Source organism: Phyllobacterium sp. YR620, from assembly GCF_900104165.1.
Lineage (GTDB): Bacteria > Pseudomonadota > Alphaproteobacteria > Rhizobiales > Rhizobiaceae > Phyllobacterium > Phyllobacterium pellucidum.
In genome coordinates this window covers 1,281,786-1,308,510 of the sequence record NZ_FNJP01000001.1, presented here as the reverse complement: position 1 = coordinate 1,308,510, position 26,725 = coordinate 1,281,786, and the positions used below count along the sequence as shown (strand labels likewise).

Sequence of the window (26,725 nt, the reverse complement as noted above, 5' to 3'; positions counted from 1 at the left end):
GAGGGCCCGGCGAACTACAATTATGCGTTCGAACCAACCAGCGCCGCCCAGCGGCCGGGTGTTACTCCGAACGCCTTCTTGAACTGCCGGTTGAGGTGGCTCTGGTCGCTGAAGCCAGTATCGACGGCGATCTCCGCAAGAGGCTCGCCCATCCGGATCATGTCGCGGGCACGTTGCAGACGACGCATGAGCAGGAACCGATGCGGGCTGGTCGCGTACACCGCCCTGAATTGCCTCGATAAAGCATAGCGATCAAGGCCACTTATTGCCTCCAGTTCATCCGATTTCACAAGACGCAGGGCATGCGCCTCGAGATAATCGCGAACGCGTGCCACCTGCCTTAGCGCGGGCTTGTCGGTCGGCTTGGGCGATTGGCGGGCGACCCGCGACAGTCCCTGCGCCAACCGCGAGATGACATCATCGACAAGAAGCTCGTCCAATTCCTCATCGAGATTGTCCAGCGCTGCCGAAAGCGCCGCCGCGATCATCGGATCGCTAAGCACCGGATCGCGCACGAATGGCAGCGAACCGGCAGGACCAAGCGAATCCAGTGCCAATGAGGGTTCCAGATAGAGCATACGATACCGCAGGCCGACCTCGGTCCCCGCCCCGCCATCATGCATCTCATCCGGATGCAGGACGATGACGTTGCCGGGAAGGCTGCATCGGCGCTCACCGCGATACCAGAAGGATTGCACGCCGTGCAGCGTCAGGCCGATCGCATAGGTATCATGCCGATGCAGTTCATAGGCATTGGCGGCAAAGCGCGCTTCGATCCTTTCGAGCCCCGGATTGGAAGGCGCCGCAACGATCGCGTCCTTCAGCGATGGTCCGCACAAACGTCCAAGACTCTCTGCGGCCTCTTCCCCTAGAACATTGTTCATCCGCTCAACCCGAACCTGCAAAGGCTAGTATATTTATGTTCGACACGAAAATTGCAATTGTTCTGCGCGATGACCTTGCCCCTTGGCAGACGCTGAATGTCACGGCTTTCCTGATGAGCGGCATCGTTGCAGAGACGCCAAACGTGATCGGCGAGCCCTATCGCGACCGCGACGGCAATATCTACAATCCCTTATCCATTCAGCCCGTCATCGTCCTTGCGGCCGACCAGGCAACGATCTCCACGATCCATCGTCGCTCGCTCGAACGCGATGTCCGCACCTGCCTCTATGTCGAGGAAATGTTCTCGACCGGTCATGACGCAGCAAATCGCGCCATCTTTGCGAAATTCGCGCCTTCGGATGCAAAGGTCGTGGGAATTGCCATGCGCGCCGACAAGAAGCTGGTCGACAAGATCACCAAGGGCGCCCGCATGCACCCGTGATCCGCAGGCAAATGCCGGCCTATGACAATCCGGTCGTCAGGCCAAAGACGGCCAGGTAGCGGCCAATTTTTGCTATCGCCACCAGGATGATGAAACTGGCAAGGGGTTCGCGCAGAACACCGGCAACGACCGTCAGCGGATCGCCAACGATCGGCATCCAGCTCAAAAGCAGCGTCCAGCGCCCAAAGCGTCGATACCACGACGCGGCGCGGTCGAGCTGCGCGCTGTTCGCCGGAAACCACTTGCGGTCGCGAAAGCGATCGATAGCGCGCCCAAGACCCCAGTTGACGACCGAGCCCAAAATATTTCCGGCACTCGCTACCGAAATCAGAACGGAGGACGGAAAGGCATTGCTGAGTAGGAGTCCAGCCAGTGCCGCCTCCGACTGCATTGGCAGGATGGTTGCGGCCGCAAAAGCAATGGCGAACAGTCCGGCATAGACCGCGAAATCTGCTGGCATCGCTATGCGCGCGGCTCGACCAGCCACAGCCGGGGATTTGATTTAAGCGTGCAGAACATCGGGACCGTTTTCACGAGAAGCTCGGCACCTCGTTCCATACGTCATGGGCCGCGTCAATGTCCCGAGAACACCAATACCTGAACCGGCAGCAATATGGCTTGAATCCGCAGGATCGCCGCATGCACAAGCCCGACCGCATCGACGCCATGCAGGAAAAAGCGATGCAGCGTGCCGAGATCCTTTGATTCGAGAGCTGCGTGATTGCTGGTGTAGGCATTGGCGATGCAACTGCTTCCGGGAGGAATGCCTTCCAGGGCACCCGCAAATATCGGTTCGAGAAAGACGGTCAAAGTTCCTGGCTGGGCGATCTGCTGCACGTCGATCAGTTGATCGGTCGGACGCAACTGGCCGGCGGCAATCACGTCCTGCACCTGGGTGACCACCATGGGAATGATGGTGAAGGGCTTGCCGATGCAGGTCGCCTCGGCGATCATCCCGGGCTTCATGACTTGCGCTTCGATCTGGTTGAAACCGGCAATGAGAGCAACACGGCCGGCCTCGGTTGGCACGAGGATCCCGGCCGGACGCAGGAGCGAATTGACGAAATCTCCGGGGCGCAATGTGAACTGGTGGACGGTCCCCGCGACGCCGGCGCGCACAATCATCTTGTCGAGCTCGACCTGCGCCTGTGCCAACGCAGCCTCGGCACTCGATCTTTGCGCGGGCAGCAGCGCGGCGATGCGCGCCTGCAGCGTCTCCTTGTTGGCGACAGCGGCATCGACGGCGCCCTTGCGGCCATCCACGACGACCTGCAGACGCTCGATCTCTCGCGGGGCGACCACATTGGCGTTGCGCCGCATGATCTCTTGCTTCGTATTGAGTTCGTCGATGGCCTGCTGGAGCGCGCCTTGCGCTTGCTGGATCATGCCGTCCGCGCCCGCAAGTTCGGTTTTGGCCACCGCAGAGGCCGCGTCAACCTCGGCAATGCCTCGTTGCGCTGTTTCCTTGGCGGCTTCCTGCTCCGAGCTGTCGAGCCGAAACAGCGGCGCACCGGCCGCTACCGTCTCATTGTTGGTTACATAGACTTCGGCGACGCGCCCACTGGTCTCGGGCAGGATCGTGACGGTGCGGAAAATGGCGGTGACGTTGTTCGTTGTCGGATGAAAGTAGAAAATCGTCGTAATCAGGAGGACCGTCAGCAGCAGGCAGGCGGTTATGCCCCAGCGCAGTTCATACCACATCGTATAAAGCGTAATCTCGCGGCCGATGCGCTTGCCCTGAACATAGCGGCGAAAAAGGTAGTCGGGAAACACGGTGAGCATCGAGCAGAGCAGCAACTCGAACATGGCTCAGATCCCCTCGCCTTTGCCGGCGATTTTCTCGGCGTCGGTAGCAGCAGCATCTTCGTCGGTAAGCGCCGAACTCTCACGGCTCGAGATGCGCTCCAGCGATTGGGCGATTGAACTCATCGGCGTCGAAAAGTCGGGAAACTCGATCATCGCGAGCAGCAGGCCAATGATCCAGTAGATGTGATTGTGGGTAAACAGCGAAATCAACGCCAATACCGCGACAATCTCGATCTGTACCTTGCTCGTGCGGTGCGCCATGCGCTCCGGCACTGCGTGAAGCTGAAAATAGAGATTGCCGACGACCAGCACCACGATGAGCAGAAAGACAACGACGGCGTTGAAGAGCCAGTCGCTGTGTCCAGGCACAGGAATAAACGACGGCAGATGGTCAACCACCGCGGGGTTCATCTTTTCGGCCATAACGGCCTCCTCCCACATGCAGAAAGTTCGGGCCCCAAGCGTGCAAGCACATACACGCAAGCTACAACCTACACGTTGGATCGGCTAAAAAAAGTACGTTACGGTAACTTTCCGTAGGCGGATCTAGAAGTTACGCTGGAAGCGGACAATACCGCCGATCGCGTCATCGTCGCCGAACTCGCTCTCCGCCTGTTCCTTGCGGGCCCCGCCAAACTTGGTGTAGTCGATTTCAGGCCTGATGATGAAGCCGGGCACAAGTTCGTAGTTGACGTTGAGGGCAAGAGCCCAGGTGCCCTGCTCTTCATAGGCCGCCTGGCCGTTGATGGTCGCCTTCTCGGTGACTTTTACGGCGAACCCGCCCCACCCGGCCCAATCACCCTCCCACAGACCGTACCAATTGCGGTTCTGGTTCGTGTTGAAGGAATCCGAATCGTAGTCGGATTGATACCCCGCCATGATCCATGCGGATATGGAGTCGGTAAGGCTGACGTCCAGGCGAGCCTTCACCCCGACATCCTCCTGCACGGAATCATAGCCAACGACGGCGCCGATCTGGCCCCAGCCCTGCTGGAGCTTCACGCCGGCGAGCACATGCGGCATGTAATCGTCGATGACGTAATCGTAGCCGTTGAATTCCTCGCCCTGCTCGGCGGCGACAATTGCGGAAAAACCATTGCCTCCCTTGAACGTATAGCTGACCTGATTGCTGGAAAGGCTGTCGGAGCCATATTGGATCACGTCATCCTGAATGATCGCCTCGCCCGCATAGCCTAGCCAGGAGCCGAAAAGGACGTCATTCACGCCGATCTGGAAGCCGCCCAGCTCGATATAGCCCTGGTGCAGCGAGGCGCCGCCGTCACTGCCGTTGGTAAATTGGAAGCGGGTATCGGCAAAGGAACGCAGCGTGCCAAGCTCGGTTTCGGAACGGGCGTCGAAGCGAATTTCGGCGCGCGTGCGCGCATACCAGGTGTCGTCGTCGCCCCCGATGTGGCCGCCGGTATAGGGATCATCGCCGCCGGCGACATCAACGCGCAGATAGCCGTTCACCTTCAGGCAGGTCTCCGTGCCTGGAAGATAGAAGAAACCCTTGCCGTAGGCATCGCATACGCGGACATATTCGACGGGCTCAGGCTCAGCGACGACCACCGCATCGGCTGCATATGCCGCCGATGTCGTTATAATCGCTGCGACTGAAGAGAAAAGAAGCGTTCGAACAGCCATGAGGTCCCCCAGGGTGTACCGGCAACATTCAAACGAAAATCGGGAAAACTGCGACGCCCCCGAATGTTGCGCTAATCCCAACTACATCGAACAATCTATACCACGCATGGAAAGCCAATACTGTCGCGATGCCGCCACACCTCAGGGCTTTCCAGTAGGCTCCAGGCAACCTAGCATTGCAACTTGTCAGTGATACGACGGGCCGAGGGCCGGTGACATCGGTTGGGACTAAGGTCGGTCACTCCCGGGCCCTTGGTCGTAGTTCGATTTACCGAGCACTCGATCTATTTCTATCTCGCGGAAATCATTGCAGAATTTGTCCGTGCACATTTCCCCGTAATGGCACGAGGCTCGGATCAATACCGAGCCTCTTTTTTTAAGCTCTACAGACCTCGAAGCAGCAAATGTCACTTTCGGGGCCAAAGGGAAAGCCCAAGCGGCCAAAGATAGTGAAAAAAGCTCAGTCGTTTGCAGTCTGCACAGTCGTTTAGGACCTAAGACTTCATCCTGAACTGTGTTCCCCCGCTGCGGACCGATGCGTTCCTCAAAACGGGATTTCGTCGTCGAGATCGCGCGAGAAATTCCCGCCAGAACTGGAGGAACTGCTCGAAGACGATGCGTTGGAACGGCCGAAGTCGGAGCCATAGTCATTGTCGGAAACCTGCCCGCGCGCCGAATTGTTGTCGAAGGACCGGCCACCGCCCTCGCCGCGTGAATCCAGCATCTGGAGTTCGCCGCGGAACTTCTGCAGCACGACCTCGGTCGAGTAGCGGTCATTGCCGGTCTGGTCCTGCCATTTGCGTGTCTGCAGGGCGCCTTCGAGATAGACCTTCATGCCCTTCTTCAAATACTGCTCGGCGACCTTGGCGAGATTGTCGTTGAAGATCACGACGCTGTGCCACTCGGTTTTTTCCTTGCGCTCGCCGCTGTTCTTGTCGCGCCAGCTTTCCGAGGTGGCGATCCGCAGATTGACGACAGGATCGCCCGAACCGAGCCGCCGCACTTCCGGGTCAGCGCCAAGATTGCCTACCAGAATGACCTTGTTGACACTGCCTGCCATGATATGAACTCCATCAACCCTGTTCTAAAAATTTCGGCCATCATACAGAACGAGCATGGACGGCGGGCAATTCATTACCGCTATCCACAATATACAGCCCGCGCATTTCCCGCTTCGCCGTCCAGCTGACAGGCTCCTGCCAAATCTGTCAGGAGGTTTGGCATATGATTGTTGTGCAACCTGTCGCCAGGATGCCGGCAATACACTTTCATCGCGAAGCGCTTTGCGCCGATCGGCAAGTCTCTTGCCCTTTGTTCTATTTTTGTTCTATCACTTGCCCAAGCAATGTCAACATGGCTATGGTGATTCCGATTGGGTTTGATCTCGTAAATCGCCAAAGACTTTCTAAATAAGGGAAAGTCTCTCGCCTGAGAGCAATCCCTCCTTCCAAACGGCGTGCCTCAAAGGCAAGACTCATGAGCGATCAGAAGTATATTTCCATTCGCGGTGCTCGCGAACACAACTTGAAGAATATTGACCTCGATCTGCCGCGCGACAAGCTGATTGTCATGACGGGGCTGTCCGGATCGGGGAAGTCGTCGCTGGCCTTCGACACGATCTATGCTGAGGGACAGCGTCGCTATGTCGAGAGCCTTTCGGCCTATGCGCGGCAATTCCTTGAAATGATGCAGAAGCCGGACGTCGACCAGATCGATGGCCTGTCGCCGGCAATCTCGATCGAGCAGAAGACAACCAGCCGCAATCCGCGTTCCACGGTCGGGACAGTTACGGAAATCTATGATTATCTGCGCCTGCTGTTTGCGCGCGTCGGTATTCCCTACTCGCCGGCAACGGGGCTGCCGATTGAAAGCCAGACGGTCAGCCAGATGGTCGATCGCGTCCTGGCGCTTGAGGAAGGCGCGCGCCTTTTCATTCTCGCGCCGATTGTCCGCGGCCGTAAGGGTGAGTACCGCAAGGAACTGGCGGACCTACAGAAACGCGGCTTCCAGCGCGTCAAGGTGGACGGCATCTTTTATGAAATCGCCGATGTCCCTGCCCTCGACAAGAAGTACAAGCACGATATCGACGTTGTGGTCGATCGTATCATCGTGCGCCCGGACATGTCGGCGCGCCTTGCCGACAGTCTCGAGACCTGCCTGAAACTCGCCGACGGCATCGCCATCGCGGAATTTGCCGACAAGCCGTTGCCGGCTGACGAGACGGCGAGTGAATCCGCCAACAAGTCGAAGAACGAGACCCATGAACGGCTCATGTTCTCGGAAAAATTTGCCTGCCCGGTTTCGGGATTTACCATTCCCGAGATTGAGCCGCGACTGTTTTCGTTCAACAATCCGTTCGGCGCCTGCCCGACCTGCGATGGACTTGGCACGCAAAAGGCCATCGATCCGACCATGATCGTGCCTGATGAGAATGTGACCCTCAAGAACGGAGCCATCGCCCCGTGGTCGAAGTCGAGCTCGCCCTACTACAACCAGACGCTGGACGCGCTCGGCGCAGCCTATGGCTTCAAGCTTGGCGACCGTTGGAGCGATTTGAGCGAAGAGGCCCAAAAAGCCATCCTCTATGGCACCGGGAACCGCGAAGTCCAGTTCGCCTATGATGACGGTCTGCGGTCGTACCGCACGACCAAGCCTTTCGAGGGCGTCATTCCGAACCTCGAGCGTCGCTGGAAGGAAACGGATTCCGCCTGGTCGCGTGAGGAAATCGAACGCTTCATGTCCGGCACCCCCTGCCCGGCCTGCAACGGCTACCGGCTGAAGCCCGAGGCGCTGGCCGTCAAGATCGGCGGATTGCACATCGGCGAGGTCACCGAGAAGTCCATCCGCCATGCCGACGCCTGGTTCCGCGACATCGACAAGACGTTCAATGACAAGCAGACTGAGATTGCCGCGCGCGTTCTCAAGGAGATCCGCGAACGCCTACGCTTTCTAAACGATGTCGGCCTCGATTATCTCGCGCTGTCACGCAATTCCGGCACCTTGTCGGGCGGCGAGAGCCAGCGTATCCGGCTCGCCTCGCAAATCGGCTCCGGCCTGACGGGCGTGCTTTACGTCCTCGATGAGCCGTCCATTGGCCTGCACCAGCGAGACAACGAGCAACTATTGAAGACGCTGCGTCACCTGCGGGATCTCGGTAACACGGTGATCGTCGTCGAACATGATGAAGACGCCATCCTGACGGCTGATTATGTCGTCGACATCGGACCGGCGGCTGGCATCCATGGCGGCGAAATCATCGCCCAGGGAACGCCCGCCGACATCATGGCGAGCCCAAAATCGCTGACCGGTAAATACCTTTCCGGCGCGATCGAAGTAGCCGTGCCATCAGAGCGGCGCAAGCTGAACAAGAAGCGCATCAAGGTCGTCGGCGCACGCGGCAACAATCTCAAGAATGTTTCGGCGGAAATCCCGCTTGGCACCTTTACGGCGGTGACGGGCGTGTCGGGCGGCGGCAAGTCGACCTTCCTCATCGAAACACTTTTCAAGGCTGCGTCGCGGCGCATCATGGGTTCGCGAGAGCACCCGGCGGAGCACGATCGCATCGACGGGCTCGAATATCTCGACAAGGTGATCGATATCGACCAGTCTCCCATCGGTCGCACGCCGCGCTCCAATCCGGCGACCTATACCGGTGCGTTCACGCCGATCCGCGACTGGTTTGCCGGGCTTCCCGAGGCGAAAGCCCGCGGCTACCAGCCCGGCCGCTTTTCCTTCAACGTCAAGGGCGGACGCTGCGAAGCCTGCCAGGGCGATGGCGTCATCAAGATCGAAATGCACTTCCTGCCCGACGTCTATGTCACCTGCGACGTCTGTCACGGCAAGCGCTACAATCGCGAAACGCTTGAAGTATTGTTCAAGGGCAAGTCGATCGCCGACGTGCTCGATATGACGGTCGAGGAAGGCGCGGAGTTCTTCGCCGCCGTTCCGGCCGTTCGCGACAAGTTGCAAACCCTGGCCAAGGTCGGCCTCGGTTATATTCATGTGGGACAGCAAGCCAACACGCTTTCCGGCGGCGAGGCGCAACGCATCAAGCTCGCCAAGGAACTGTCGCGCAAGGCTACCGGCCGCACGCTCTACATCCTCGACGAGCCAACGACGGGACTGCACTTCCACGACGTGGCGAAGCTCCTTGAAGTGTTGCACGAACTGGTCGACCAGGGCAACACGGTGGTGGTCATCGAGCACAACCTTGAAGTAATCAAGACTGCGGACTGGGTGATCGATCTCGGGCCGCATGGCGGCGACGGCGGCGGCGAGATCGTAGCGGTCGGACGTCCCGAGGACATTATCGAGGTCGACCGCTCCTATACCGGTCATTTCCTCAAGGAACTTCTGAACCGGCGGCCCGGCCACAAGGCCCAGGCCGCCGCCGAGTGATCAAGAACCCGCCACGGCCGTGGCGGGTTTTTCGTATTGGCATAGCGGGAGGAGAATAAATGACCGACAGCGGCACCGTGCGCACCGGCATCGGCGGATGGATATTTGAACCCTGGCGCGGCACCTTCTATCCGAAGGGCCTGTCGAAGACCAAGGAACTGGAATATGCCGGCCAGCACCTCCAGACCATCGAGATCAACAGCACCTACTACAGCACGCAAAAGCCGGCGACTTTCGCCAAATGGGCCTCGCAGGTGCCGGATGGTTTTATCTTCTCGGTCAAGGGCCATCGCTTCGTCACCAATCGGCGGGTGTTGGCGGAAGCCGGTGAATCCATCGAATTTTTCTGCAAGTCCGGAGTGGTCGAACTTGGTGACAGGCTCGGCCCGCTCGTCTGGCAATTCGCGCCGACGAAGAAATTCAACGCCGAGGATTTCGGCGCGTTTCTCGATCTTCTGCCGGAGAAGGAGGCCGGTCACGCGTTGCGCCATGCCGTGGAAGTCCGCAACCCCTCCTTCGTCGATCCGGAGTTCATTGCGCTTGCCCGCAAGAAGAACGTTGCGGTGGTGTATGCCGAGCACTTCGAATATCCCGAAATCGCTGACGTGACCGCGGATTTCGTCTATGCGCGTTTGCAGAAAGGTGACGATGCGGTCGAAACCGCCTATCCGACGGAAGCGCTAGACAAATGGGCCGACCGCGCCAAGGACTGGTCAAAGGGCGACGTGCCCGAGGATCTGCCGCTTGCCGCTCCCGACGAGAAGGCGCAGAAGCGCCAACGCGACGTGTTTGTCTATTTCATCCACGAAGGCAAAGTGCGCGCTCCGCAGGCAGCTCAGGCGCTCGCACAGCGGATCAAGCAGTAAGCCGGCACTCGCACTCGGATTACCGCATAATTTTTATGCAGTTTGCTTATTTTTTAATCTGCATCCTCAGTCATTTTTCGAGGCAGTCATACCTTGGAACAAGGCGGCGGGGACAAATGCGCCGCCCGCTACGCGGTAACGTCGATATTTGTGACTACGCCGCCGAATTGGCATAGTTCCTGCTTTTGTTGAGGCAAGCGGGCAAGAGGCTCGTTTTGTGTACATAGGGAGATTATTCTCTGATGAAGAAAATCGAAGCCATCATCAAACCATTCAAGCTGGATGAGGTGAAAGAGGCACTGCAGGAAGTGGGGCTTCAAGGCATTACCGTTACCGAAGCAAAGGGCTTCGGCCGCCAGAAGGGGCATACGGAACTCTATCGCGGCGCCGAGTACGTGGTGGATTTCCTGCCGAAAGTGAAGGTCGAGATCGTTCTTGGCGACGACTCCGTCGAGGCCGCCATCGAGGCGATCCGCAAGGCCGCGCAAACCGGCCGCATCGGCGATGGCAAGATATTCGTCTCCAACATCGAGGAAGTCGTGCGTATCCGGACAGGCGAGTCCGGCATCGACGCAATCTAAAGCTAACTCTCCCATCTGCTGGCACGTTCGGGCCGGCAAACCCAATCATCGTCACCGAGTGAGGAAAAAACATGACCACCGCCAAAGATATCCTGAAACAGATCAAGGACAACGATGTAAAGTTCCTTGACCTTCGTTTCACCGACCCCAAGGGCAAGCTGCAGCACGTGACGATGGATATTGCAGAAGTCGATGAAGACATGTTCGCCGATGGCGTCATGTTCGACGGTTCCTCGATTGCCGGCTGGAAGGCCATCAATGAGTCCGACATGGTACTGATGCCCGACACTGACACGGTTCACATGGACCCGTTCTTCGCCCAGTCGACAATGGTCATCCTGTGCGACATCCTCGACCCGATTTCCGGCGAAGCCTATAATCGCGACCCGCGCGGCACCGCCAAGAAGGCCGAAGCCTACATGAAGGCACAGGGCGTCGGCGATACGATCTTCGTCGGCCCGGAAGCCGAATTCTTCGTCTTTGACGACGTCAAGTACAAGGCCGATCCCTACAACACAGGGTTCAAGCTCGACTCGACCGAACTGCCGTCCAACGACGACACCGACTACGAGACCGGCAATCTCGGCCACCGCCCGCGCATCAAGGGCGGCTATTTCCCGGTCCCGCCGATCGATTCCTGTCAGGACATGCGCTCGGAAATGCTGACTGTCCTCACCGAAATGGGCGTGCGCGTCGAAAAGCACCACCACGAAGTGGCGGCTGCCCAGCACGAGCTCGGCGTCAAGTTCGATGCGCTGACCCGCAACGCCGATAAGATGCTGATCTATAAGTATGTCGTGCATCAGGTTGCCAATGCCTACGGCAAGACCGCGACCTTCATGCCGAAGCCGGTTTTCGGCGACAATGGCTCGGGCATGCACGTCCACATGTCGATCTGGAGGGACGGCAAGCCGACATTCGCCGGCAATGAATATGCCGGTCTTTCCGAGAACTGCCTGTTCTTCATCGGCGGCATCATCAAGCATGCCAAGGCAATCAACGCTTTCACCAACCCGTCGACCAACTCGTACAAGCGCCTGGTACCGGGCTACGAAGCGCCGGTTCTGCTGGCCTACTCCGCCCGCAACCGTTCGGCTTCCTGCCGCATCCCCTTCGGCTCGTCGCCGAAGTCGAAGCGCGTGGAAATCCGTTTCCCCGATCCTTCGGCCAATCCTTACCTCGCTTTCAGCGCGATGCTGATGGCTGGTCTCGACGGCATCAAGAACAAGATCCATCCCGGCCAGCCGATGGACAAGGATCTCTATGACTTGCCGGCCAAGGAACTGAAGAAGATCCCGACTGTTTGCGGCAGCCTGCGCGAGGCCCTGCAGAGCCTCGACAAGGATCGCGGCTTCCTCAAGGCCGGCGGCGTCTTCGACGACGATCAGATCGATTCGTTCATCGAACTGAAGATGGCCGAGGTCATGCGCTTTGAAATGACCCCGCATCCGGTCGAGTACGACATGTACTACTCGGTGTAAGCACCTCATATGACAATGAAAAACCCCGGCTTTCGCCGGGGTTTTTTTTATTGCCCTGTCTTGGACCAATCAGCTTCCGACAGCTTCCAGCATTTGGACGGCCGCCATCATTTCCCGCTCGCGGATCGCCCGGCGCTCGCTCGCTTCCGCGTCCTCGCCCCAATGCTCGATCGTCCAGTCCTCGTCAACATGGGCAAGTTTCCAGGCATCGGCACCTGAGATTTCGCCCTTGGCGACGGCGAGCGCGAGAATGGCAGAGCCAGTCAGCGTCGTGATCGTGTGGAGGGCGGCGATAGCGAAGGGATCGTTGAACTGCCCGAGATGCACGCTGAAAGCGGCGAGTGCCTCGCGCGGCTGTTCGATATGCATTACCCCTTCGGCGAGCATAAAGCGCGCGCCGAGGCTGGCCCCGGCCCAGTCGACCAGCGGATCCCAAAGTTCGGTCTGACGCGCCACCAGCCGCTCGGGCGAACCAGCGCGATAGCACACCATGTCTGACGCAGCAAAGCGCAGCACATCCTCGAGCACCGCCTGCGGATCGTGCACGATACCATCGATCGCCGTGTTGGCGATGCGCGTTGCCGGCATCCGCGCTGGATCGATTTCCTTTTCCTGCGCCGCAAACTCGTATGCTACCATTTGCGCAGCGGCCTGCGTCGGCAGTGCCAGGTCTTGGCGCGCCGGCGTCTTGACCCTGCGGCCGTCGAGTTCGACGACGAACCTGCCGTCGCGTTCAGCGACCTGCGCTTCCTTATAGAACCGCTTCGGCAGTGGCAGTTTCGACTGTATCTGGGCGCGCCGAACCGGATCTGGGTCGGAGAGTCCCTCTCTCGCATCGAGGTTGAAGAGGTCGTTGCGCATATCGTTACCTATTGATGTTCAATTCGTTGCGGCGGATATAGGCGCGAGAGAATGCGCCGGCAAGCCGATCACATCTCTTCGTCCGCATCAGCCTCGTCAAAGCCGAGCAGGTTCCAGGATTGCACCATGTGCGGCGGCAAGGGCGCTGTGACATCGATTATCCCACCCGATGGATTGGGAACGCGGATGCGCCGCGCATGAAGATGCAGGCGATTTTGAATCCCGCCCGGGAACGACCAGTTGGTATCCGCTTCGAAATACTTCGGATCCCCGATGATCGGGCAGCCGATATGGGCGGCGTGAACGCGCAACTGGTGGGTTCGTCCCGTATATGGCTCCATCTCGAGCCAGGTCAGCACCTGCCCCGCCGATTCAATGACGCGGTAGTAGGAAACGGCATGGTCGGAATCCGGCTCGCCATGCTTGGCGATACGCATTCGGTCGCCATCGGCTGTCGCCTCCTTCACCAGCCAGGTGGTGATCTTGTCCTCGCGCTTGCGCGGCACGCCCTTCACCAATGCCCAATAGGTCTTCTTGGTGTCGCGCTCGCGGAACGCCGCGGTGAGTGCCTGCGCGGCGCCGCGGGTCCTTGCAACGACGAGAACACCGGAGGTATCCCGATCCAGGCGATGCACGAGACGCGGCTTTTCGCCCTTCTTGTTGCGCCAGGCTTCGAGCATGTCGTCCACATGGCGATTGACGCCGGAGCCACCCTGTACCGCGAGCCCGGCTGGTTTGTTGAACACGAATACCTTGGGGTCTTCGTATAGCAACATTTGCGACAGGACGTCGCCATCCTCACGGCCGCGTATGCTCTTGCCGGTGAGATTGCCCTCGGCCTTTGAATCGACTGGCAGCGGCGGAATTCGCACGCTCTGACCCGCCTGCAGGCGGGTGTCCGACTTTGCCCGCGACCCGTCGACCCTGATCTGCCCCGACCGTAGCAATTTTTGCAAATGGCCGAAGCCGAGCCCCGGATAATGCACCTTGAACCATCGGTCGAGGCGCATCTCCGCCTCACCTGTATCGACTGTTTTTTGTTCTACAACTGCCATAAACCTGACCTTTCAGGCATGCGCATAACACTATGCGGCAACTCTTGCGAGCCATAATGCGAGGCTCGTGCGATTACCCGCCGAACAGCGGGCCACACGCTTCCTAAACCACAAGTATAATTTCGTTCATATTACATTCAGGCGCGCTTCTTTATTTTGCAAACTCAAATGGTTGAATCTTCACGGGACGTTACGCGACGTAGAAAATTGTTCCTGCCTGGAGCTTGAAACTACGAAGACTTTCAGGTGTTGAATATTGCGGTGCACAAGAGTCTGATGCAGAGTCAAATCTGCGCGCGAGTAGCGTCCCCAAGCAAGCGGAGTGGCAAAGTGTCATTGTTAGGTATCTATTGGAAATCGCTCCAATATCTTGGCGAAGAGAAAGGCGCGACATTATTCATTTGTGTCGTCAACATCGCCTTGGCCTTAACCATGCTGATCGAGCCTGTTCTTGTAGGCCGCGTCATCTATGCAATCTCTATGAAAGCGGACGTTTTGTTTCCGCTGACGCAGCTAGCCGCCGTCGGCCTGTTCCATATCGGCGCAAACGTACTGGTGTCCCGCGAGGCAGATCGCTTGGCGCATCGGCGCAAGCTTGCTGTGTTGACCGAATCCTATAACCGCGTCATCAGCATGCCGCTGTCCTGGCATCATCAGCGCGGCACGTCTAATTCCATGCACACGCTGTTGCGCGCCATCGAGACGCTGTTTGGTCTGTGGCTCGAATTCATGCGCACGCACCTTGCAACGATGGTCGCCCTGGTTGGCCTCATACCTCTGGCTTTGGCCCAGGATTGGCGTCTTGCTTCGGTTCTCGCCGTGCTCGGCGTCGTCTATGTCATCGTCAGCCGCGTCGTCACCGCCAAGACCAAGGATGGTCAGGCCCAGGTTGAGCGTCATCACATCAAGGCGTTCAGCCACGTGACCGACTCGATGGGCAATATTTCCGTGTTGCAGAGCTATAACCGCATAGACGAGGAGACCCGTGCGCTCCAGACCTACGCGAAGCAGCTCCTCGACTCGCAGTATCCGGTCCTCAACTGGTGGGCGCTTGCCAGCGGCATCAACCGCATGGCCGCTACGATTTCGATGATCGTCGTTTTGTTTCTCGGCTCCTACTTCGTCGCCCATGGCGAGATGAATGTCGGCCAGGTCGTTGCCTTTACCGGCTTCGCCGCCCTCCTCATTGGCCGCCTCGACCAATTGAGCGCCTTCGTCAACCAGATCTTTGCGGCACGCGCCAAGCTCGAAGACTTCTTCGAGATGGAAGCTTCAGCAGCATATGAAGTCGAGTCCAAGTCGGCGCATGACATCGACAATGTTAAGGGCGATGTAGAGTTCGAGGATGTTTCCTTCGCCTTCGCCAATTCGACACAGGGTCTGAAGCACGTCTCGTTCAAGGCCAGGGCGGGTCAGACAGTTGCCATCGTCGGCCCGACCGGCGCCGGCAAGACGACCCTGATCAACCTCCTGCAGCGGGTCTACGATCCGAAGGAAGGCCGCATTCTCGTCGACAATATCGATACGAGAACGATCAGCCGTCGCTCGCTGCGCAATGCCATCGCGACGGTGTTCCAGGATGCCGGCATGTTCAATCGCTCGATCGAGGACAATATCCGCGTCGGCCGGCCGAAGGCGAGCGACGAAGACGTTCTGGCCGCAGCGGAAGCAGCCGATGCTAGCGATTTCATCCTCTCCAAGTCGGCGGGTTACGGCACCGTCGTCGGCGAACGCGGTTCGCAGCTTTCCGGTGGTGAGCGCCAGCGTGTCGCTATCGCCCGCGCCATCCTCAAGGATGCGCCGATACTCGTCCTTGACGAGGCGACAAGTGCGCTCGACGTCGAGACCGAGGCCCGCGTCAAGGTTGCAGTCGACAAGCTTTGCCAGAACCGCACCACCTTCATCATCGCTCACCGTCTTTCGACGGTCCGTGATGCGGACCTCGTGCTCTTCATGGATCAGGGTGAAGTCGTCGAAAAGGGCAGCTTCGACGAGCTTGCACGTCAGAATGGCCGCTTTACCTCGCTGCTCAAGGCCGGTGGCCTGAAGCTCGACGACGATACCGCAAATGTCACGCCCTTCCCGCGCAAGCCGGAAGCCGCTTGAAAAGACTGACATGAAATGATCAAGGGCCGCTGAAGAGCGGCCCTTTTTGTATTCACTCCTCACCGCGTTCCTTGCGCAGCTTGTTCCAATAATCGATGCGCTTGCGCAACTCCCGTTCGAACCCGCGCTCCGGCGGGTCGTAAAAGGTCTGGCGGCCAAGGGCTTCGGGGAAATAGTTCTGGCCCGAAAAGGCGTCGGGCTGATCGTGGTCATAGGCATAGCCCTTGCCGTAGCCCTCGCCCTTCATCAGTTTCGTCGGCGCGTTGAGGATATGCTTGGGCGGCACGAGGGAGCCATGTTGCTTTGCCGCCTGCATCGCCGCCTTGTAGGCGGTGTAGACGGCGTTGGATTTCGGCGCGGTCGCCAGATAGACACAGGCCTCGGCAAGCGCCAGTTCGCCCTCGGGTGAGCCGAGATAGTCATAAGCGTCCTTGGCTGCATTGCAGATCGCCAGCGCCTGCGGGTCTGCAAGCCCGATATCCTCGCTCGCCATCCGCACCAGCCGGCGGCCGATATAGAGCGGATCTTCCCCGGCATCGAACATACGGCAGAGATAATAGAGAGCGGCATCCGGATCGGAGCCCCGCACCGATTTGTGCAGCGCGGAGATCAGATTGTAATGGCCGTCCTGCCCCTTGTCATAGACGGGCGCACGCCGCTGCACGATCTGTTGGACCCGTTCCGCATCGAAGGTTTCGCCGTCGCGCGCCGCCCGCCACACTTCCTCGGCAAGTGTGAGGATTGCCCGGCCATCGCCATCGGCCATGCGCACCAGGCTGGCGCGCGCTTCCTTGGTCAGCGGAAGCTCGCGGCCCTCATGAATCTCCGCCCGCTCCATCAGGGCGTTGAGGCTTGCCTCATCATGCGGGTGAAATACCAGCACGCGGGCACGCGACAGGAGAGCGGCGTTAAGCTCGAACGACGGGTTCTCGGTGGTCGCGCCGACAAGCACGATGGTCCCATCCTCCATGACAGGCAGAAAGGAATCCTGCTGTGCGCGGTTGAAACGATGAATTTCGTCGACGAAAAGCAGTGTGCGCCGTCCCGACATCTTACGCGCACGTGCCGCGTCGAAGACTTTCTTCAGGTCGGCGACGCCTGAGAATATCGCGGAAATCTGCTCGAACGCCAGATCGGTTTCATTGGCGAGGAGCCGCGCCACCGTCGTCTTGCCCGTCCCCGGTGGCCCCCAGAAGATCATCGAGCCGAGCGAACCGGATTCGATCATGCGCGTCAACGCGCCCTCCGGCCCGGTAAGATGTTCCTGGCCGGTTACTTCCTGCAATGTTTTCGGCCGCAAGCGATCCGCAAGCGGCCGACTTTTGTCCAATGCCGGATCCTCGCCGACTGAAAAGAGATCCGCCATGTTTCCTTTTTCCGTATCAGCGAATGACCTGGCGGATTATGGCACCGCCGCGCTCGAAATCGAAGCGCCAAAGCGTCGGCTTCGCTGACATCGCCTTGCTGAGGTCGGAGACGCTCGCAATCTCCGCGCCGTTAACACCGCGAACAATATCGCCGGGTTGCAGCCCGATGCGCGCGGCCGGCGTGTTTGGAAACACCTTATCGATTGCCACACCCTCCGTATCCGACGGAAGGTCGAGACGCGACGCACTGCTGGGCGAGAGTTTGATCACATGCGCGCCGGAAAGGGGATTGCGTCCCTGAATAAGCATTTGATTGTCGGCAGAATCCGGCCGCGGCTTTTCTAGCGCGACGGTGACGGTCTTTTCCTTCGCGCGGCTGAGCACGTCGAACTTTACACTCTTGCCGATACCCGCCGTCGTCAGGCGATAGCCGAGACCGTCCGGATTCTCGATGCGCACGCCATCGACGGAGAGGACGACGTCACCGACCAGCAGTCCACCCTTTTCGGCCGGGCTATCCTTGGTCACCGCAGTCACAAGCGCGCCATAGGGCTGCTTCATGCCGAGGCTCTCGGCGACATCCGGCGTCACGTTCTGGAAGGCAGCACCGATATAGGGCCGCTCGAACCTATCCGCGCCGCCCTTGGCCGTCTCAACAACGGCGCGTACCATATTGGAAGGAATAGCAAATCCGATGCCGATCGAACCACCTGAGCGTGAGAAGATCGCGGTGTTGATGCCGATAAGCTTGCCGCTCATGTCGATGAGTGCGCCGCCGGAATTACCCGGATTAATCGCGGCGTCGGTCTGGATAAAGAAGTCGAAATCGGAAATGCCGACGCGCGTCCGCGCCTGCGCCGAGACGATGCCGCTGGTTACGGTCTGGCCGACACCGAAGGGATTGCCGATCGCAAGAACGAGGTCACCGACCTCCACCTTGTTGGAATCGGCCAGCTGAAGCGATGGCAATGCTTCGCCCGCTTCAATCTTGAGGATGGCAAGATCTGTTGATTCATCCTTCAGCAGCACCTTGGAGTCGAATTCGCGGCCGTCCGACAGCGCAACCTTCACTGTATCGGCATCGCGGATCACGTGGTTGTTGGTCACGATGATGCCGGAAGCATCGGCAATGACGCCAGAACCGAGCGCGGACTGGACGCGCGGCGACCCATTGAACTGACCGCCGAAAAACTGCTCGAAAAATGGATCGCCTGCGAAAGGCGAGCGGCTTTGAACGGCGTGGGCGGCATAAACATTCACCACAGCGCCCGCCGTCTGCTTGACCAAAGGCGCGAAGGAAAGCTGCATGTCACTTCGCGTCGCCGGAAGCTGCCTGGTCGTGTCTGCCGCCGTCTGTGCGAAAACGGGCGCTACAGTGCCAGAAAGCAGTGCTGTGCAGAGAATGAGGGTCCGCGCCGAGGCGGCAACCTTGGAACTCATGGCGATCTCCTGAAGTGATGAATCAGTCAAACTCTCGACCAATGTGGCGCTTTTAGAGCCGAATACCAGCGAAGAAACAAAGCAAATTTGAGACGCAAGCGTGCGCTTGCCCTGCGCAAATTGCCGCTTCTGCAGATCGGCGATTTGGCGTAAAAGATGCGGGCGTGACACCGGCGCTCAAAGCGAGACAAGCATGGCAAAGGGCGAGTTCCATATCTACCCCAGTCATATTGCCGGGGTTGAAGCCGTTGCTGCTTCAACGGCCCATGCCTTTCCGCGTCACTTTCACGAGCAATACGGTTTTGGCCTTATCGAGCAAGGCGCACAGAAATCCGCTAGCGGCCGCGGCATGGTGGAAGCTGAGGCCGGCAACATGATCACGGTCAATCCCGGTGAGATCCATGACGGAATGCCGATCGGCGATGCCGGGCGCAGCTGGCGCATGCTCTATTTTGATCCGGCCGTCATTGCCGAAGCCACAAGCGAGCTCGACGGGGATGTGGATGGTAATTTTGAGTTCACGCTTCCGGTGATCGATGATGCGCGATTTGCTGTGCCGTTCGTCAGCCTGTTCAAAGCCCTTACTGCGACCGGCGACCGGACCAGCAAGCTGTTATGCGACGAACTGCTCGTGCACATTCTCAAGGGTATGAGTCATGAGCGCAGAAGGGGCCGGGACGGCTTCCCTGCCCCGGTCCTGCGCGCCATGGCGAAGATCGATGACGATCCTGCGGGACATATCAGCCTTGCCGATCTCGCCGACATCTGTGGCATCAGCCGCTTTCAGGTGTTGCGCGGGTTCGTCAAGGCCACTGGTCTTTCACCGCATGCCTATTTGATGCAACGCCGGCTCGACCTCGCGCGGCACCTTATTGCGCAGCGCACCAGCCTTGCGGAAGCCGCAGCGGCCAGCGGCTTCGCTGACCAGAGCCACATGACCCGCCTCTTTATTCGCAAATTCGGGGTCTCTCCGGGTGCCTACGCGGCGTCCTACGCCTGACCTTGCAATCTCATTCAAGACGCCAGGTTCGGCTTGCTCCAGTTTCAGCCGAGACACAAAAGGAGCACACAAGTGGGTCTCGAATTCCTCATTACATCATTCATCATCGTCGTTTCGCCGGGCACGGGCGTGGTCTATACGCTGGCAACCGGCCTTTCCCGCGGCGCCTGGGCGAGTGTCGCTGCCGCATTCGGCTGCACGATCGGCATTGTACCGCATATGGCGGCCGCAATCGGCGGATTGGCGGCCATCCTGCACACCAGCGCCGTCGCGTTTCACACGTTCAAGTATCTGGGCGTCGCCTATCTGCTCTATATGGCGTGGAACGCGCTGCGCGAGAACGGTACACTCAAGATCGATGCCGATGGCGGTCAGAGTTCGATGGCGGGAATTACGCTGAAGGCGATCCTGATCAACATCCTCAACCCGAAACTGTCGATCTTCTTCCTCGCCTTCCTGCCGCAATTCGTCAGCGCGAACGAGCCGCATCCGCTGCTGCGCATGCTTTGGCTGGGCAGCGTGTTCATGTTGATGACGTTCGTCGTCTTCGTGCTCTATGGACTATTCGCGGCATCGGTACGCAATCAGGTCATCGCCAGGCCACGCATATTGACCTGGCTGCGCCGGAGTTTCGCCGGCGCATTCGTCGTGCTGGGGATGAAGCTTGCGCTGGCCGACCGTTAGCGGGCGCTCAGCACCTTCTGGCATCCGGGCGAAAGCCGCGCCATGTTCTCGCGCAGACAGGCAATTCCCCGACCACCACCGAGCGCCACCGATCGACAGAATGCACGAAAGTCGGGTCCGCATTCCTGCCGGGCGATCGCCATTTCCTCGCGCGGCGTAAAGGCCTTGGCAGCGGGCGCTGCCGCAGCAGGCGCGGTCGCAGCGGGCGCGGGTGTCGTCGCTCCTGCCGCGGGAGCACTTGATCCGCCGATCGCTGCAACCGCACTCTTGCAGGCAGATGAAAGTGATGAACTATGCTGTTGCAGACATGAGAGGGCGGCCTGCCCTCCAGGCTGCACGCCCGAACATTGCGCCATGAAATCGTTGCGGCAGTTGGACTTGATGGCATTTTGCTGGGCCGCTGTCGGCTGCTGCGCATATGCGGTTCCGACAAGAAGCGTCAGCAACAGCATACCAGCCGCCACGAACGCACCCAATGCAGCCGCGCTGCGTTGCAAATGCCTGATTGTTACTTGAAATGCTGCTTCCCGGTCGTCGTTCATCGAACCCTCCCTCGGAATAGACCGAGGGCAGATTGCCGGTCGGGGTCCCTCAACACAAGTACGTAAAAGGGTTACCCGAGCCGGGCACACGATCGCGAAAGAGCCTTGCACGACGGTGGGCTGCGGTCGTTCCTACAATGATCAGTCGGGTGCGTTGAGGAGGTCTTCTATTGACGCCACCGGTATGATGGCCTGTGCTGTTTGCGCAAGATCACGGTCGAGCGTGATGAAGGCATCGGCCTGAAGGCGGGTCAAGGCGAGATATTCTGCCTGATAAGTGTCAGGCCAATCCAGTTGCTGGGCAATGTCCCAAGCAACGCGCTGTAGGACCCGATCACCGAGCAAACGGAGCTTCAGCGACCGAAGATAGTCAAGTTTTGCATTGGCGCCCTTGCGATCGATATCCCCACGTCTAACGGCTTCATAAAGCAGCGCCAGAACTTGCGACCTTAAAAGCGTTGGCGCGAGCAGCTGATGTTTCGCAGGGATTGCCGCGTCGATCTCCGCAAGATGCAAGGCAACGTCAGGGCCAATTACAAAGCGTGCCATAACCAAGGAACTCCCTGATCGGGATCATATCGCGCCCGACTTCTGCAACGTGTGGAACGGACGATGCAAGTTTGACAACGAGCCGGACGTTGTAAAGCGATTTCCGACAAGCGCCAGAGTCGCCAGCCTTTGTACTCCATCGCCCGTCGTGGAGCGGGTCGCGGTGCCTTCACCCGCCAGCACCTCAAACGTGAAAAGGGGGCACGAGGCCCCCAAATCAACTGCTATAGCTAGTAAGTGGTGCTTACGCTGCTTCGGCTTCGTTGGCCTGCTCGGCAGCAACGCGAGCCAGGTCCTTGGAGCCCTTGGCGCTGGTGTCGCGATCGACGAATTCGACAACTGCGAGCGGTGCATTGTCACCGGTGCGGAAGCCTGCCTTCATAATGCGGATGTAACCACCGTTGCGCTGGCCATAGCGCGGTGCAAGCGTATCGAACAGCTTGGCAACGAGCTTGGCATCGCGGATAGCCGAGATGGCCTGACGACGAGCGTGCAGGTCACCGCGCTTGCCGAGCGTGACAAGCTTTTCAACGATGGGACGAATTTCCTTGGCCTTGGGCAGCGTTGTCACGATCTGCTCATGCTCGATCAACGATGCGGCCATATTGGCAAACATCGCCTTGCGGTGGCTGGCAGTCCGGTTAAGCTTGCGGCCTGAATTACCGTGGCGCATGAGCCTTCTCCTTAGTTTCTTTGTTCGGGCTCACTGCCCGGGCTTTATACTGTCGGGCGATCTGCCCGGGTTCTTAATACTGGTCTTCGTAGCGCTTCGCGAGATCTTCGATGTTTTCCGGCGGCCACGACGGTACTTCCATGCCAAGATGGAGACCCATGGAAGCCAGAACTTCCTTGATTTCGTTCAGCGACTTGCGGCCGAAGTTCGGGGTGCGCAGCATTTCTGCTTCTGTCTTCTGAATGAGATCGCCAATGTAGACGATGTTATCATTCTTGAGGCAGTTTGCCGAACGGACCGAAAGCTCGAGTTCATCGACCTTCTTGAGAAGGGCCGGATTGAACGCCAGTTCGGTAACCTGTTCCTGCTGAACTTCCTTCTGCGGCTCGTCGAAGTTGACGAAGATCGCAAGCTGGTCCTGCAGAATGCGCGCTGCATAGGCAACCGCATCTTCACCGGAGATCGAGCCATCGGTTTCGATCGAAAGGATCAGCTTGTCATAGTCGAGAACCTGACCTTCACGGGTGTTCTCGATCTTGTACGAAACCTTGCGTACCGGCGAATAGAGGCTGTCGACCGGGATGAGCCCGATCGGCGCGTCTTCAGCGCGGTTACGGTCGGCAGGCACGTAACCCTTGCCGGTGTTGACGGTGAATTCCATGCGGATTTCAGCGCCTTCGTCGAGCGTGCAGATGACGTGTTCCGGGTTGAGGATCTCGATGTCGCCAACGGTCTGGATGTCACCGGCCGTAACGACGCCAGGACCTTCCTTGCGCACGACCATGCGCTTCGGACCATCGCTCTCCATGTGGATTGCGATTTCCTTGATGTTGAGGACGATATCCGTGACATCCTCGCGAACGCCCGGAATCGACGAGAATTCATGCAGAACGCCGTCGATCTGTACCGCCGTCACGGCAGCGCCGCGCAGCGAGGACAAAAGCACGCGGCGCAGGGCATTGCCGAGCGTCAGGCCATAACCGCGCTCGAGCGGTTCGGCGACGACCGTTGCCTTGGTCTTCGAGCCGGAGGTCTGAAACTCGACCTTGTTCGGCTTGATAAGTTCTTGCCAGTTCTTCTGGATCATTTAGCTTTTCCCTATCCTAGCCTTTACCACCATCCAATCGTGGCATTGAGGCGTGGAAACCGCAGAGGAGCTGGAAACCCAGCTCATGCGGTCAAAATCCTGTCGCGAAGATTAGACGCGGCGACGCTTGCGCGGACGGCAGCCATTGTGCGGGATCGGCGTTACGTCGCGGATCGACGTAATCGTGAAACCGGCAGCCTGGAGCGCGCGCAGAGCCGATTCACGGCCGGAACCAGGTCCGCAGACCTCGACTTCGAGCGAACGCATGCCATGTTCCTGTGCCTTCTTGGCACAATCTTCAGCGGCCATCTGTGCAGCGAAGGGGGTCGACTTGCGCGAACCCTTGAAACCCTGCGCACCTGCGGAAGACCAGGCAATCGCATTGCCCTGTGCGTCCGTGATGGTGATCATCGTATTGTTGAATGTCGAATTGACGTGGGCAACGCCCGACGAAATATTCTTGCGCTCGCGGCGGCGAACGCGCGTGGCTTCCTTGGCCATGGTAGTCCTTTCAGTTGATCTCGACGCCTCCGTATTTCCAGAGGCTCCACCGTGGTTTCATTTAAAGTGCGAAACCAGCACTGCATCTGCCAAAGGCAGAGCCGGCGCGAGCAATCGCGCCGGCATGAACTTACTTCTTCTTGCCGGCGATTGCCTTGGCAGGACCCTTGCGGGTACGCGCATTGGTATGCGTGCGCTGGCCACGAACCGGCAGCGAGCGGCGATGACGCAGACCGCGGTAGCAGCCCAGATCCATCAGACGCTTGATGTTCATCGAAACTTCACGACGCAGATCACCTTCAACCTGGTAATCGCGGTCGATCGTTTCGCGAATCTGCAAAACTTCCGCATCGGTCAACTGGTTGACGCGACGCTCTGCAGGAATGCCGACTTTCTCGACGATTTCCTGAGCAAACTTTTGACCAATCCCGTGAATGTACTGAAGCGCAATTACAACGCGCTTGTTCGTCGGGATGTTGACGCCAGCGATACGTGCCACGTCTATTCTCCTTGTTGACCGGCAGAGCTGGAGTGCCAACACGGCAGCCAGATGGCGGGATGAAAACTTATATCCGGGACAAACACAAACGATCAGCCCCGAACCTGCTTTACCGGATCGGCGCCGACCGCTTCATATCCAAGCGAATTTGCGCCGTACTTGAAGGAATCGCCGCAAAAAGTCAACTCCTTCGATGAAATTATGTCAGATCTATAAATCCGACAGAATTTTTTCGATAGACGCGGTGACATCTTCCATGTCGGCCATGCCATCGACCTTCTTCAACTTGCCCTTGGCATAGTAGTAGCCAATCAATGGCGAGGTCTGCTTGTAGTATGCTTCGAGGCGCGTGCGCACCGTCTCGGCATTGTCGTCCGGCCGGCGCTTGAACTCGGTCGATCCGCACTTGTCGCAGACGCCGGCAACATGCGGCTTCTTGTTGGTGTCGTGATAACCGGTCCCGCACTTGGCGCAGGAGTATCTTCCGGAAATACGCTCGACGAGAACATTGTCGTCCACTTCAAGCTCGATCACGCAGTCCAGCTCGAGCCCCTTGGCCGCAAGCATGTCCTCAACCGCATCCGCCTGTACCAGCGTGCGCGGATAGCCGTCGAGGATGAACCCCTTGACCGCATCCGGCTGGTCGATGCGTTCGGAGACGATCGCATTGACGATCTCGTCGGAAACGAGGTTCCCGGCATCCATCACCGCTTTGGCCTTCAGGCCAACTTCCGTTCCGGCTTTCACCGCCTCGCGCAGCATGTCGCCCGTCGAGAGCTGTGGAATCCCTAGTTTTTCTACCAAGCGCTGAGACTGAGTTCCCTTACCTGCCCCCGGTGGTCCGAGAAGTATTAATCTCATCTGTTGCGTTTCCCCCCACGGAGCTTCGACTTCTTGATCAGCCCTTCATACTGATGCGCAATCAGGTGACCCTGGATCTGTGCAACCGTATCGAGCGTCACGCTCACGACAATCAACAGCGACGTACCGCCGAGATAGAAAGGAACACCCGCCCACGAAATCAGGAATTCTGGCAGCATGCAGATGATGACAAGATAGATAGCGCCAAGAACTGTAATACGCGTCAGGACGTAATCGATGTATTCAGCCGTACGCTCGCCGGGGCGAATGCCGGGAATGAAACCGGAATGCTTCTTCAACTGGTCGGCGGTGTCCTTCGGATTGAAGACGAGCGCCGTATAGAAGAAGGCAAAGAACACGATCATCGCTGCATAGAGCGCCATGTACATCGGCTGGCCATGGCCGAGCGACGACAGCACCGTCGTTGCCCATGCCGGCAGATTGTGGCTCTGCGCGAAGCCGGCGATCGTTGCAGGCAGAAGCAGCAGCGACGAGGCAAAGATCGGCGGAATGACGCCGGCCGTATTCAGCTTCAGCGGCAGATGCGACGTGTCGCCCTGGAACATGCGGTTGCCGACCTGGCGCTTCGGATACTGGATCAGCAGGCGGCGCTGTGCGCGCTCGACGAAGACGATGATGCCGATGACGGCAATCGTCAGGACGATGATCGCAAGGATAACCGTAGTCGACAGAGCGCCGGTACGGCCGAGTTCCAGCGTTCCGGAGATTGCCTGCGGCAGGTTGGCGACGATGCCCGAGAAAATGATCAGCGAAATGCCGTTACCGATGCCGCGGGCAGTGATCTGTTCGCCCAGCCACATCAGGAACATGGTGCCGCCGACGAGAGTGATGACGGTCGAGAACAGGAAGAACGGACCCGGATTGGTCACAATTCCCTGGCTGCCCTGCAGGCCGACTGCGATCGCATAGGCCTGGACCGTTGCGAGCAGCACCGTGCCGTAGCGGGTATACTGGTTGATGACCTTGCGGCCCTGCTCGCCATCCTTCTTCAGCTGCTCCAGCGCCGGTACGACCGACGTCATCAGCTGCACGATGATCGAGGCGGAAATATAAGGCATGATGCCGAGCGCAAAGATCGCCATACGGGCGACGGCACCACCGGCGAACATGTTGAACATCCCGAGGATGCCCTGTGCCTGGTGATTGAATGCCTGTGCGTAAGCGGCAAGATTGATGCCCGGCAGCGGAATGTAGGTACCGAGACGGTAGACCAGCAATGCGCCAAGAGTAAACCAAATGCGCTTCTTGAGCTCTTCAGCCTTCGAGAAAGCAGAGAAATTAAGATTTGACGCGAGCTGTTCTGCGGCTGAAGCCATTATAGTCTCCGGTCTGTGCCCGACGGGGCCTCGCCACCCGAACGGGAATCGGCGGCTCTA

26 protein-coding genes are annotated in these 26,725 nt (G+C 58.8%); 8 read left to right on the top strand and 18 right to left on the bottom strand.

Annotation, left to right across the window (positions count from 1 at the left end; translation table 11 throughout):
- Nucleotides 1-20: 20 nt before the first annotated feature.
- Nucleotides 21-884: an AraC family transcriptional regulator gene (locus BLR72_RS06210; RefSeq protein ID WP_091946112.1), complete on the bottom strand. Its 864-nt coding sequence runs from the start codon at nucleotides 882-884 to the stop codon at nucleotides 21-23.
- 35 nt (nucleotides 885-919) lie between these two features.
- Between BLR72_RS06210 and BLR72_RS06205 the strand changes: the two genes are divergently transcribed.
- Nucleotides 920-1,327 (top strand): DUF2000 family protein, encoded by a 408-nt coding sequence (locus tag BLR72_RS06205; RefSeq protein WP_091946109.1) that lies wholly within the window; start codon nucleotides 920-922, stop codon nucleotides 1,325-1,327.
- Between the two features lie 19 nt (nucleotides 1,328-1,346).
- On the opposite strand, the gene BLR72_RS06200 is transcribed toward BLR72_RS06205, so the two are convergent.
- The 5 genes from BLR72_RS06200 to BLR72_RS06180 form a co-directional block, all read right to left on the bottom strand.
- Nucleotides 1,347-1,787 (bottom strand): YqaA family protein, encoded by a 441-nt coding sequence (locus tag BLR72_RS06200; RefSeq protein ID WP_091946107.1) that lies wholly within the window; start codon nucleotides 1,785-1,787, stop codon nucleotides 1,347-1,349.
- Between the two features lie 113 nt (nucleotides 1,788-1,900).
- A complete protein-coding gene (locus BLR72_RS06195) occupies nucleotides 1,901-3,133 on the bottom strand; it encodes an HlyD family secretion protein (protein ID WP_091922927.1) in 1,233 nt (410 codons plus the stop codon).
- Nucleotides 3,134-3,136: 3 nt separating this feature from the next.
- A complete protein-coding gene (locus tag BLR72_RS06190; RefSeq protein ID WP_091946104.1) occupies nucleotides 3,137-3,556 on the bottom strand; it encodes a hypothetical protein in 420 nt (139 codons plus the stop codon).
- Between the two features lie 123 nt (nucleotides 3,557-3,679).
- Nucleotides 3,680-4,777, bottom strand: coding sequence for a porin (locus BLR72_RS06185; RefSeq protein ID WP_091946101.1), 1,098 nt, complete (start codon nucleotides 4,775-4,777; stop codon nucleotides 3,680-3,682).
- A 544-nt stretch (nucleotides 4,778-5,321) separates the two neighbouring features.
- Nucleotides 5,322-5,837, bottom strand: a complete 516-nt coding sequence (locus BLR72_RS06180) for a single-stranded DNA-binding protein (RefSeq protein ID WP_091922962.1) — start codon at nucleotides 5,835-5,837, stop codon at nucleotides 5,322-5,324.
- Nucleotides 5,838-6,253: 416 nt separating this feature from the next.
- Here BLR72_RS06180 and uvrA point away from each other — a divergent pair, with 416 nt between their 5' ends.
- From uvrA to glnA, 4 genes are all read left to right on the top strand, one after another.
- A complete protein-coding gene (gene uvrA, locus BLR72_RS06175; RefSeq protein ID WP_091946099.1) occupies nucleotides 6,254-9,175 on the top strand; it encodes an excinuclease ABC subunit UvrA in 2,922 nt (973 codons plus the stop codon).
- Between the two features lie 59 nt (nucleotides 9,176-9,234).
- Nucleotides 9,235-10,041 carry a DUF72 domain-containing protein gene (locus BLR72_RS06170; protein WP_091946096.1) on the top strand — a complete coding sequence of 269 codons (807 nt, stop codon included), beginning with the start codon at nucleotides 9,235-9,237 and terminating at the stop codon, nucleotides 10,039-10,041.
- Nucleotides 10,042-10,283: 242 nt separating this feature from the next.
- Complete coding sequence (locus tag BLR72_RS06165; protein WP_027233194.1) at nucleotides 10,284-10,622, top strand: P-II family nitrogen regulator; 339 nt, start codon at nucleotides 10,284-10,286, stop codon at nucleotides 10,620-10,622.
- A gap of 71 nt (nucleotides 10,623-10,693) precedes the next feature.
- On the top strand, nucleotides 10,694-12,103 hold the full coding sequence (glnA, locus tag BLR72_RS06160) for a type I glutamate--ammonia ligase (protein WP_027233193.1): 1,410 nt from the start codon (nucleotides 10,694-10,696) through the stop codon (nucleotides 12,101-12,103).
- 69 nt (nucleotides 12,104-12,172) lie between these two features.
- Here the strand turns inward: glnA and BLR72_RS06155 are convergent, their stop codons facing one another.
- Entirely contained in the window at nucleotides 12,173-12,964 is a 792-nt protein-coding gene (locus tag BLR72_RS06155; protein WP_091946094.1) for an ATP12 family chaperone protein, read from the bottom strand.
- A 68-nt stretch (nucleotides 12,965-13,032) separates the two neighbouring features.
- Complete coding sequence (locus tag BLR72_RS06150) at nucleotides 13,033-14,019, bottom strand: RluA family pseudouridine synthase (RefSeq protein WP_027233191.1); 987 nt, start codon at nucleotides 14,017-14,019, stop codon at nucleotides 13,033-13,035.
- Nucleotides 14,020-14,349: 330 nt separating this feature from the next.
- Here BLR72_RS06150 and BLR72_RS06145 point away from each other — a divergent pair, with 330 nt between their 5' ends.
- The gene (locus BLR72_RS06145) at nucleotides 14,350-16,125 is read left to right on the top strand and encodes a glucan ABC transporter ATP-binding protein/ permease (protein WP_091946091.1); all 1,776 of its coding nucleotides are present in this window, start codon (nucleotides 14,350-14,352) and stop codon (nucleotides 16,123-16,125) included.
- A gap of 52 nt (nucleotides 16,126-16,177) precedes the next feature.
- Here the strand turns inward: BLR72_RS06145 and BLR72_RS06140 are convergent, their stop codons facing one another.
- Entirely contained in the window at nucleotides 16,178-17,491 is a 1,314-nt protein-coding gene (locus tag BLR72_RS06140) for a replication-associated recombination protein A (RefSeq protein WP_027233189.1), read from the bottom strand.
- Between the two features lie 16 nt (nucleotides 17,492-17,507).
- Nucleotides 17,508-18,932 (bottom strand): DegQ family serine endoprotease, encoded by a 1,425-nt coding sequence (locus BLR72_RS06135; protein ID WP_091946088.1) that lies wholly within the window; start codon nucleotides 18,930-18,932, stop codon nucleotides 17,508-17,510.
- Nucleotides 18,933-19,125: 193 nt separating this feature from the next.
- Between BLR72_RS06135 and BLR72_RS06130 the strand changes: the two genes are divergently transcribed.
- Together BLR72_RS06130 and BLR72_RS06125 are read left to right on the top strand one after the other, a co-directional pair.
- On the top strand, nucleotides 19,126-19,932 hold the full coding sequence (locus BLR72_RS06130; protein WP_091946085.1) for an AraC family transcriptional regulator: 807 nt from the start codon (nucleotides 19,126-19,128) through the stop codon (nucleotides 19,930-19,932).
- Nucleotides 19,933-20,004: 72 nt separating this feature from the next.
- Nucleotides 20,005-20,616 (top strand): LysE family translocator, encoded by a 612-nt coding sequence (locus tag BLR72_RS06125; protein ID WP_091946082.1) that lies wholly within the window; start codon nucleotides 20,005-20,007, stop codon nucleotides 20,614-20,616.
- Here BLR72_RS06125 and BLR72_RS06120 read toward each other — a convergent pair.
- The 8 genes from BLR72_RS06120 to secY all read right to left on the bottom strand — a co-directional run bounded on the left by BLR72_RS06120 (nucleotide 20,613) and on the right by secY (nucleotide 26,665).
- Nucleotides 20,613-21,158 (bottom strand): hypothetical protein, encoded by a 546-nt coding sequence (locus BLR72_RS06120; RefSeq protein ID WP_175492278.1) that lies wholly within the window; start codon nucleotides 21,156-21,158, stop codon nucleotides 20,613-20,615. The two genes, BLR72_RS06125 and BLR72_RS06120, sit on opposite strands and share 4 nt — an antisense overlap.
- Nucleotides 21,159-21,299: 141 nt before the next feature.
- Entirely contained in the window at nucleotides 21,300-21,707 is a 408-nt protein-coding gene (locus tag BLR72_RS22670) for a type II toxin-antitoxin system VapC family toxin (protein WP_091946079.1), read from the bottom strand.
- Between the two features lie 244 nt (nucleotides 21,708-21,951).
- Entirely contained in the window at nucleotides 21,952-22,380 is a 429-nt protein-coding gene (rplQ, locus tag BLR72_RS06110; protein WP_027233184.1) for a 50S ribosomal protein L17, read from the bottom strand.
- A gap of 73 nt (nucleotides 22,381-22,453) precedes the next feature.
- Nucleotides 22,454-23,467: a DNA-directed RNA polymerase subunit alpha gene (locus tag BLR72_RS06105; protein ID WP_027233183.1), complete on the bottom strand. Its 1,014-nt coding sequence runs from the start codon at nucleotides 23,465-23,467 to the stop codon at nucleotides 22,454-22,456.
- A gap of 111 nt (nucleotides 23,468-23,578) precedes the next feature.
- Nucleotides 23,579-23,968 carry a 30S ribosomal protein S11 gene (rpsK, locus tag BLR72_RS06100; protein ID WP_008124952.1) on the bottom strand — a complete coding sequence of 130 codons (390 nt, stop codon included), beginning with the start codon at nucleotides 23,966-23,968 and terminating at the stop codon, nucleotides 23,579-23,581.
- A 130-nt stretch (nucleotides 23,969-24,098) separates the two neighbouring features.
- Nucleotides 24,099-24,467 carry a 30S ribosomal protein S13 gene (gene rpsM / locus BLR72_RS06095; RefSeq protein WP_027233182.1) on the bottom strand — a complete coding sequence of 123 codons (369 nt, stop codon included), beginning with the start codon at nucleotides 24,465-24,467 and terminating at the stop codon, nucleotides 24,099-24,101.
- Nucleotides 24,468-24,677: 210 nt separating this feature from the next.
- Nucleotides 24,678-25,328 (bottom strand): adenylate kinase, encoded by a 651-nt coding sequence (locus BLR72_RS06090; RefSeq protein WP_091922980.1) that lies wholly within the window; start codon nucleotides 25,326-25,328, stop codon nucleotides 24,678-24,680.
- Nucleotides 25,325-26,665 (bottom strand): preprotein translocase subunit SecY, encoded by a 1,341-nt coding sequence (secY, locus tag BLR72_RS06085; protein WP_027233180.1) that lies wholly within the window; start codon nucleotides 26,663-26,665, stop codon nucleotides 25,325-25,327. Before secY ends, BLR72_RS06090 begins: the two co-directional genes overlap by 4 nt.
- Nucleotides 26,666-26,725: the final 60 nt, after the last annotated feature.

Coding starts and splice junctions, on each gene's coding strand:
- BLR72_RS06165 (WP_027233194.1), top strand. CDS start 10,284: ATGAAGAAAATCGAAGCCATCATCAAACCATTCAAGCTGGATGAGGTG.
- BLR72_RS06180 (WP_091922962.1), bottom strand. CDS start 5,837: ATGGCAGGCAGTGTCAACAAGGTCATTCTGGTAGGCAATCTTGGCGCT.
- rpsK (WP_008124952.1), bottom strand. CDS start 23,968: ATGGCCAAGGAAGCCACGCGCGTTCGCCGCCGCGAGCGCAAGAATATT.
- BLR72_RS22670 (WP_091946079.1), bottom strand. CDS start 21,707: ATGGCACGCTTTGTAATTGGCCCTGACGTTGCCTTGCATCTTGCGGAG.
- BLR72_RS06120 (WP_175492278.1), bottom strand. CDS start 21,158: ATGAACGACGACCGGGAAGCAGCATTTCAAGTAACAATCAGGCATTTG.
- BLR72_RS06155 (WP_091946094.1), bottom strand. CDS start 12,964: ATGCGCAACGACCTCTTCAACCTCGATGCGAGAGAGGGACTCTCCGAC.
- BLR72_RS06210 (WP_091946112.1), bottom strand. CDS start 884: ATGAACAATGTTCTAGGGGAAGAGGCCGCAGAGAGTCTTGGACGTTTG.
- BLR72_RS06185 (WP_091946101.1), bottom strand. CDS start 4,777: ATGGCTGTTCGAACGCTTCTTTTCTCTTCAGTCGCAGCGATTATAACG.
- rplQ (WP_027233184.1), bottom strand. CDS start 22,380: ATGCGCCACGGTAATTCAGGCCGCAAGCTTAACCGGACTGCCAGCCAC.
- BLR72_RS06140 (WP_027233189.1), bottom strand. CDS start 17,491: ATGGCGGATCTCTTTTCAGTCGGCGAGGATCCGGCATTGGACAAAAGT.
- BLR72_RS06130 (WP_091946085.1), top strand. CDS start 19,126: ATGGCAAAGGGCGAGTTCCATATCTACCCCAGTCATATTGCCGGGGTT.
- glnA (WP_027233193.1), top strand. CDS start 10,694: ATGACCACCGCCAAAGATATCCTGAAACAGATCAAGGACAACGATGTA.
- BLR72_RS06170 (WP_091946096.1), top strand. CDS start 9,235: ATGACCGACAGCGGCACCGTGCGCACCGGCATCGGCGGATGGATATTT.
- BLR72_RS06195 (WP_091922927.1), bottom strand. CDS start 3,133: ATGTTCGAGTTGCTGCTCTGCTCGATGCTCACCGTGTTTCCCGACTAC.
- secY (WP_027233180.1), bottom strand. CDS start 26,665: ATGGCTTCAGCCGCAGAACAGCTCGCGTCAAATCTTAATTTCTCTGCT.
- BLR72_RS06105 (WP_027233183.1), bottom strand. CDS start 23,467: ATGATCCAGAAGAACTGGCAAGAACTTATCAAGCCGAACAAGGTCGAG.
- BLR72_RS06135 (WP_091946088.1), bottom strand. CDS start 18,932: ATGAGTTCCAAGGTTGCCGCCTCGGCGCGGACCCTCATTCTCTGCACA.
- uvrA (WP_091946099.1), top strand. CDS start 6,254: ATGAGCGATCAGAAGTATATTTCCATTCGCGGTGCTCGCGAACACAAC.
- BLR72_RS06205 (WP_091946109.1), top strand. CDS start 920: ATGTTCGACACGAAAATTGCAATTGTTCTGCGCGATGACCTTGCCCCT.
- BLR72_RS06190 (WP_091946104.1), bottom strand. CDS start 3,556: ATGGCCGAAAAGATGAACCCCGCGGTGGTTGACCATCTGCCGTCGTTT.
- BLR72_RS06200 (WP_091946107.1), bottom strand. CDS start 1,787: ATGCCAGCAGATTTCGCGGTCTATGCCGGACTGTTCGCCATTGCTTTT.
- BLR72_RS06090 (WP_091922980.1), bottom strand. CDS start 25,328: ATGAGATTAATACTTCTCGGACCACCGGGGGCAGGTAAGGGAACTCAG.
- BLR72_RS06150 (WP_027233191.1), bottom strand. CDS start 14,019: ATGGCAGTTGTAGAACAAAAAACAGTCGATACAGGTGAGGCGGAGATG.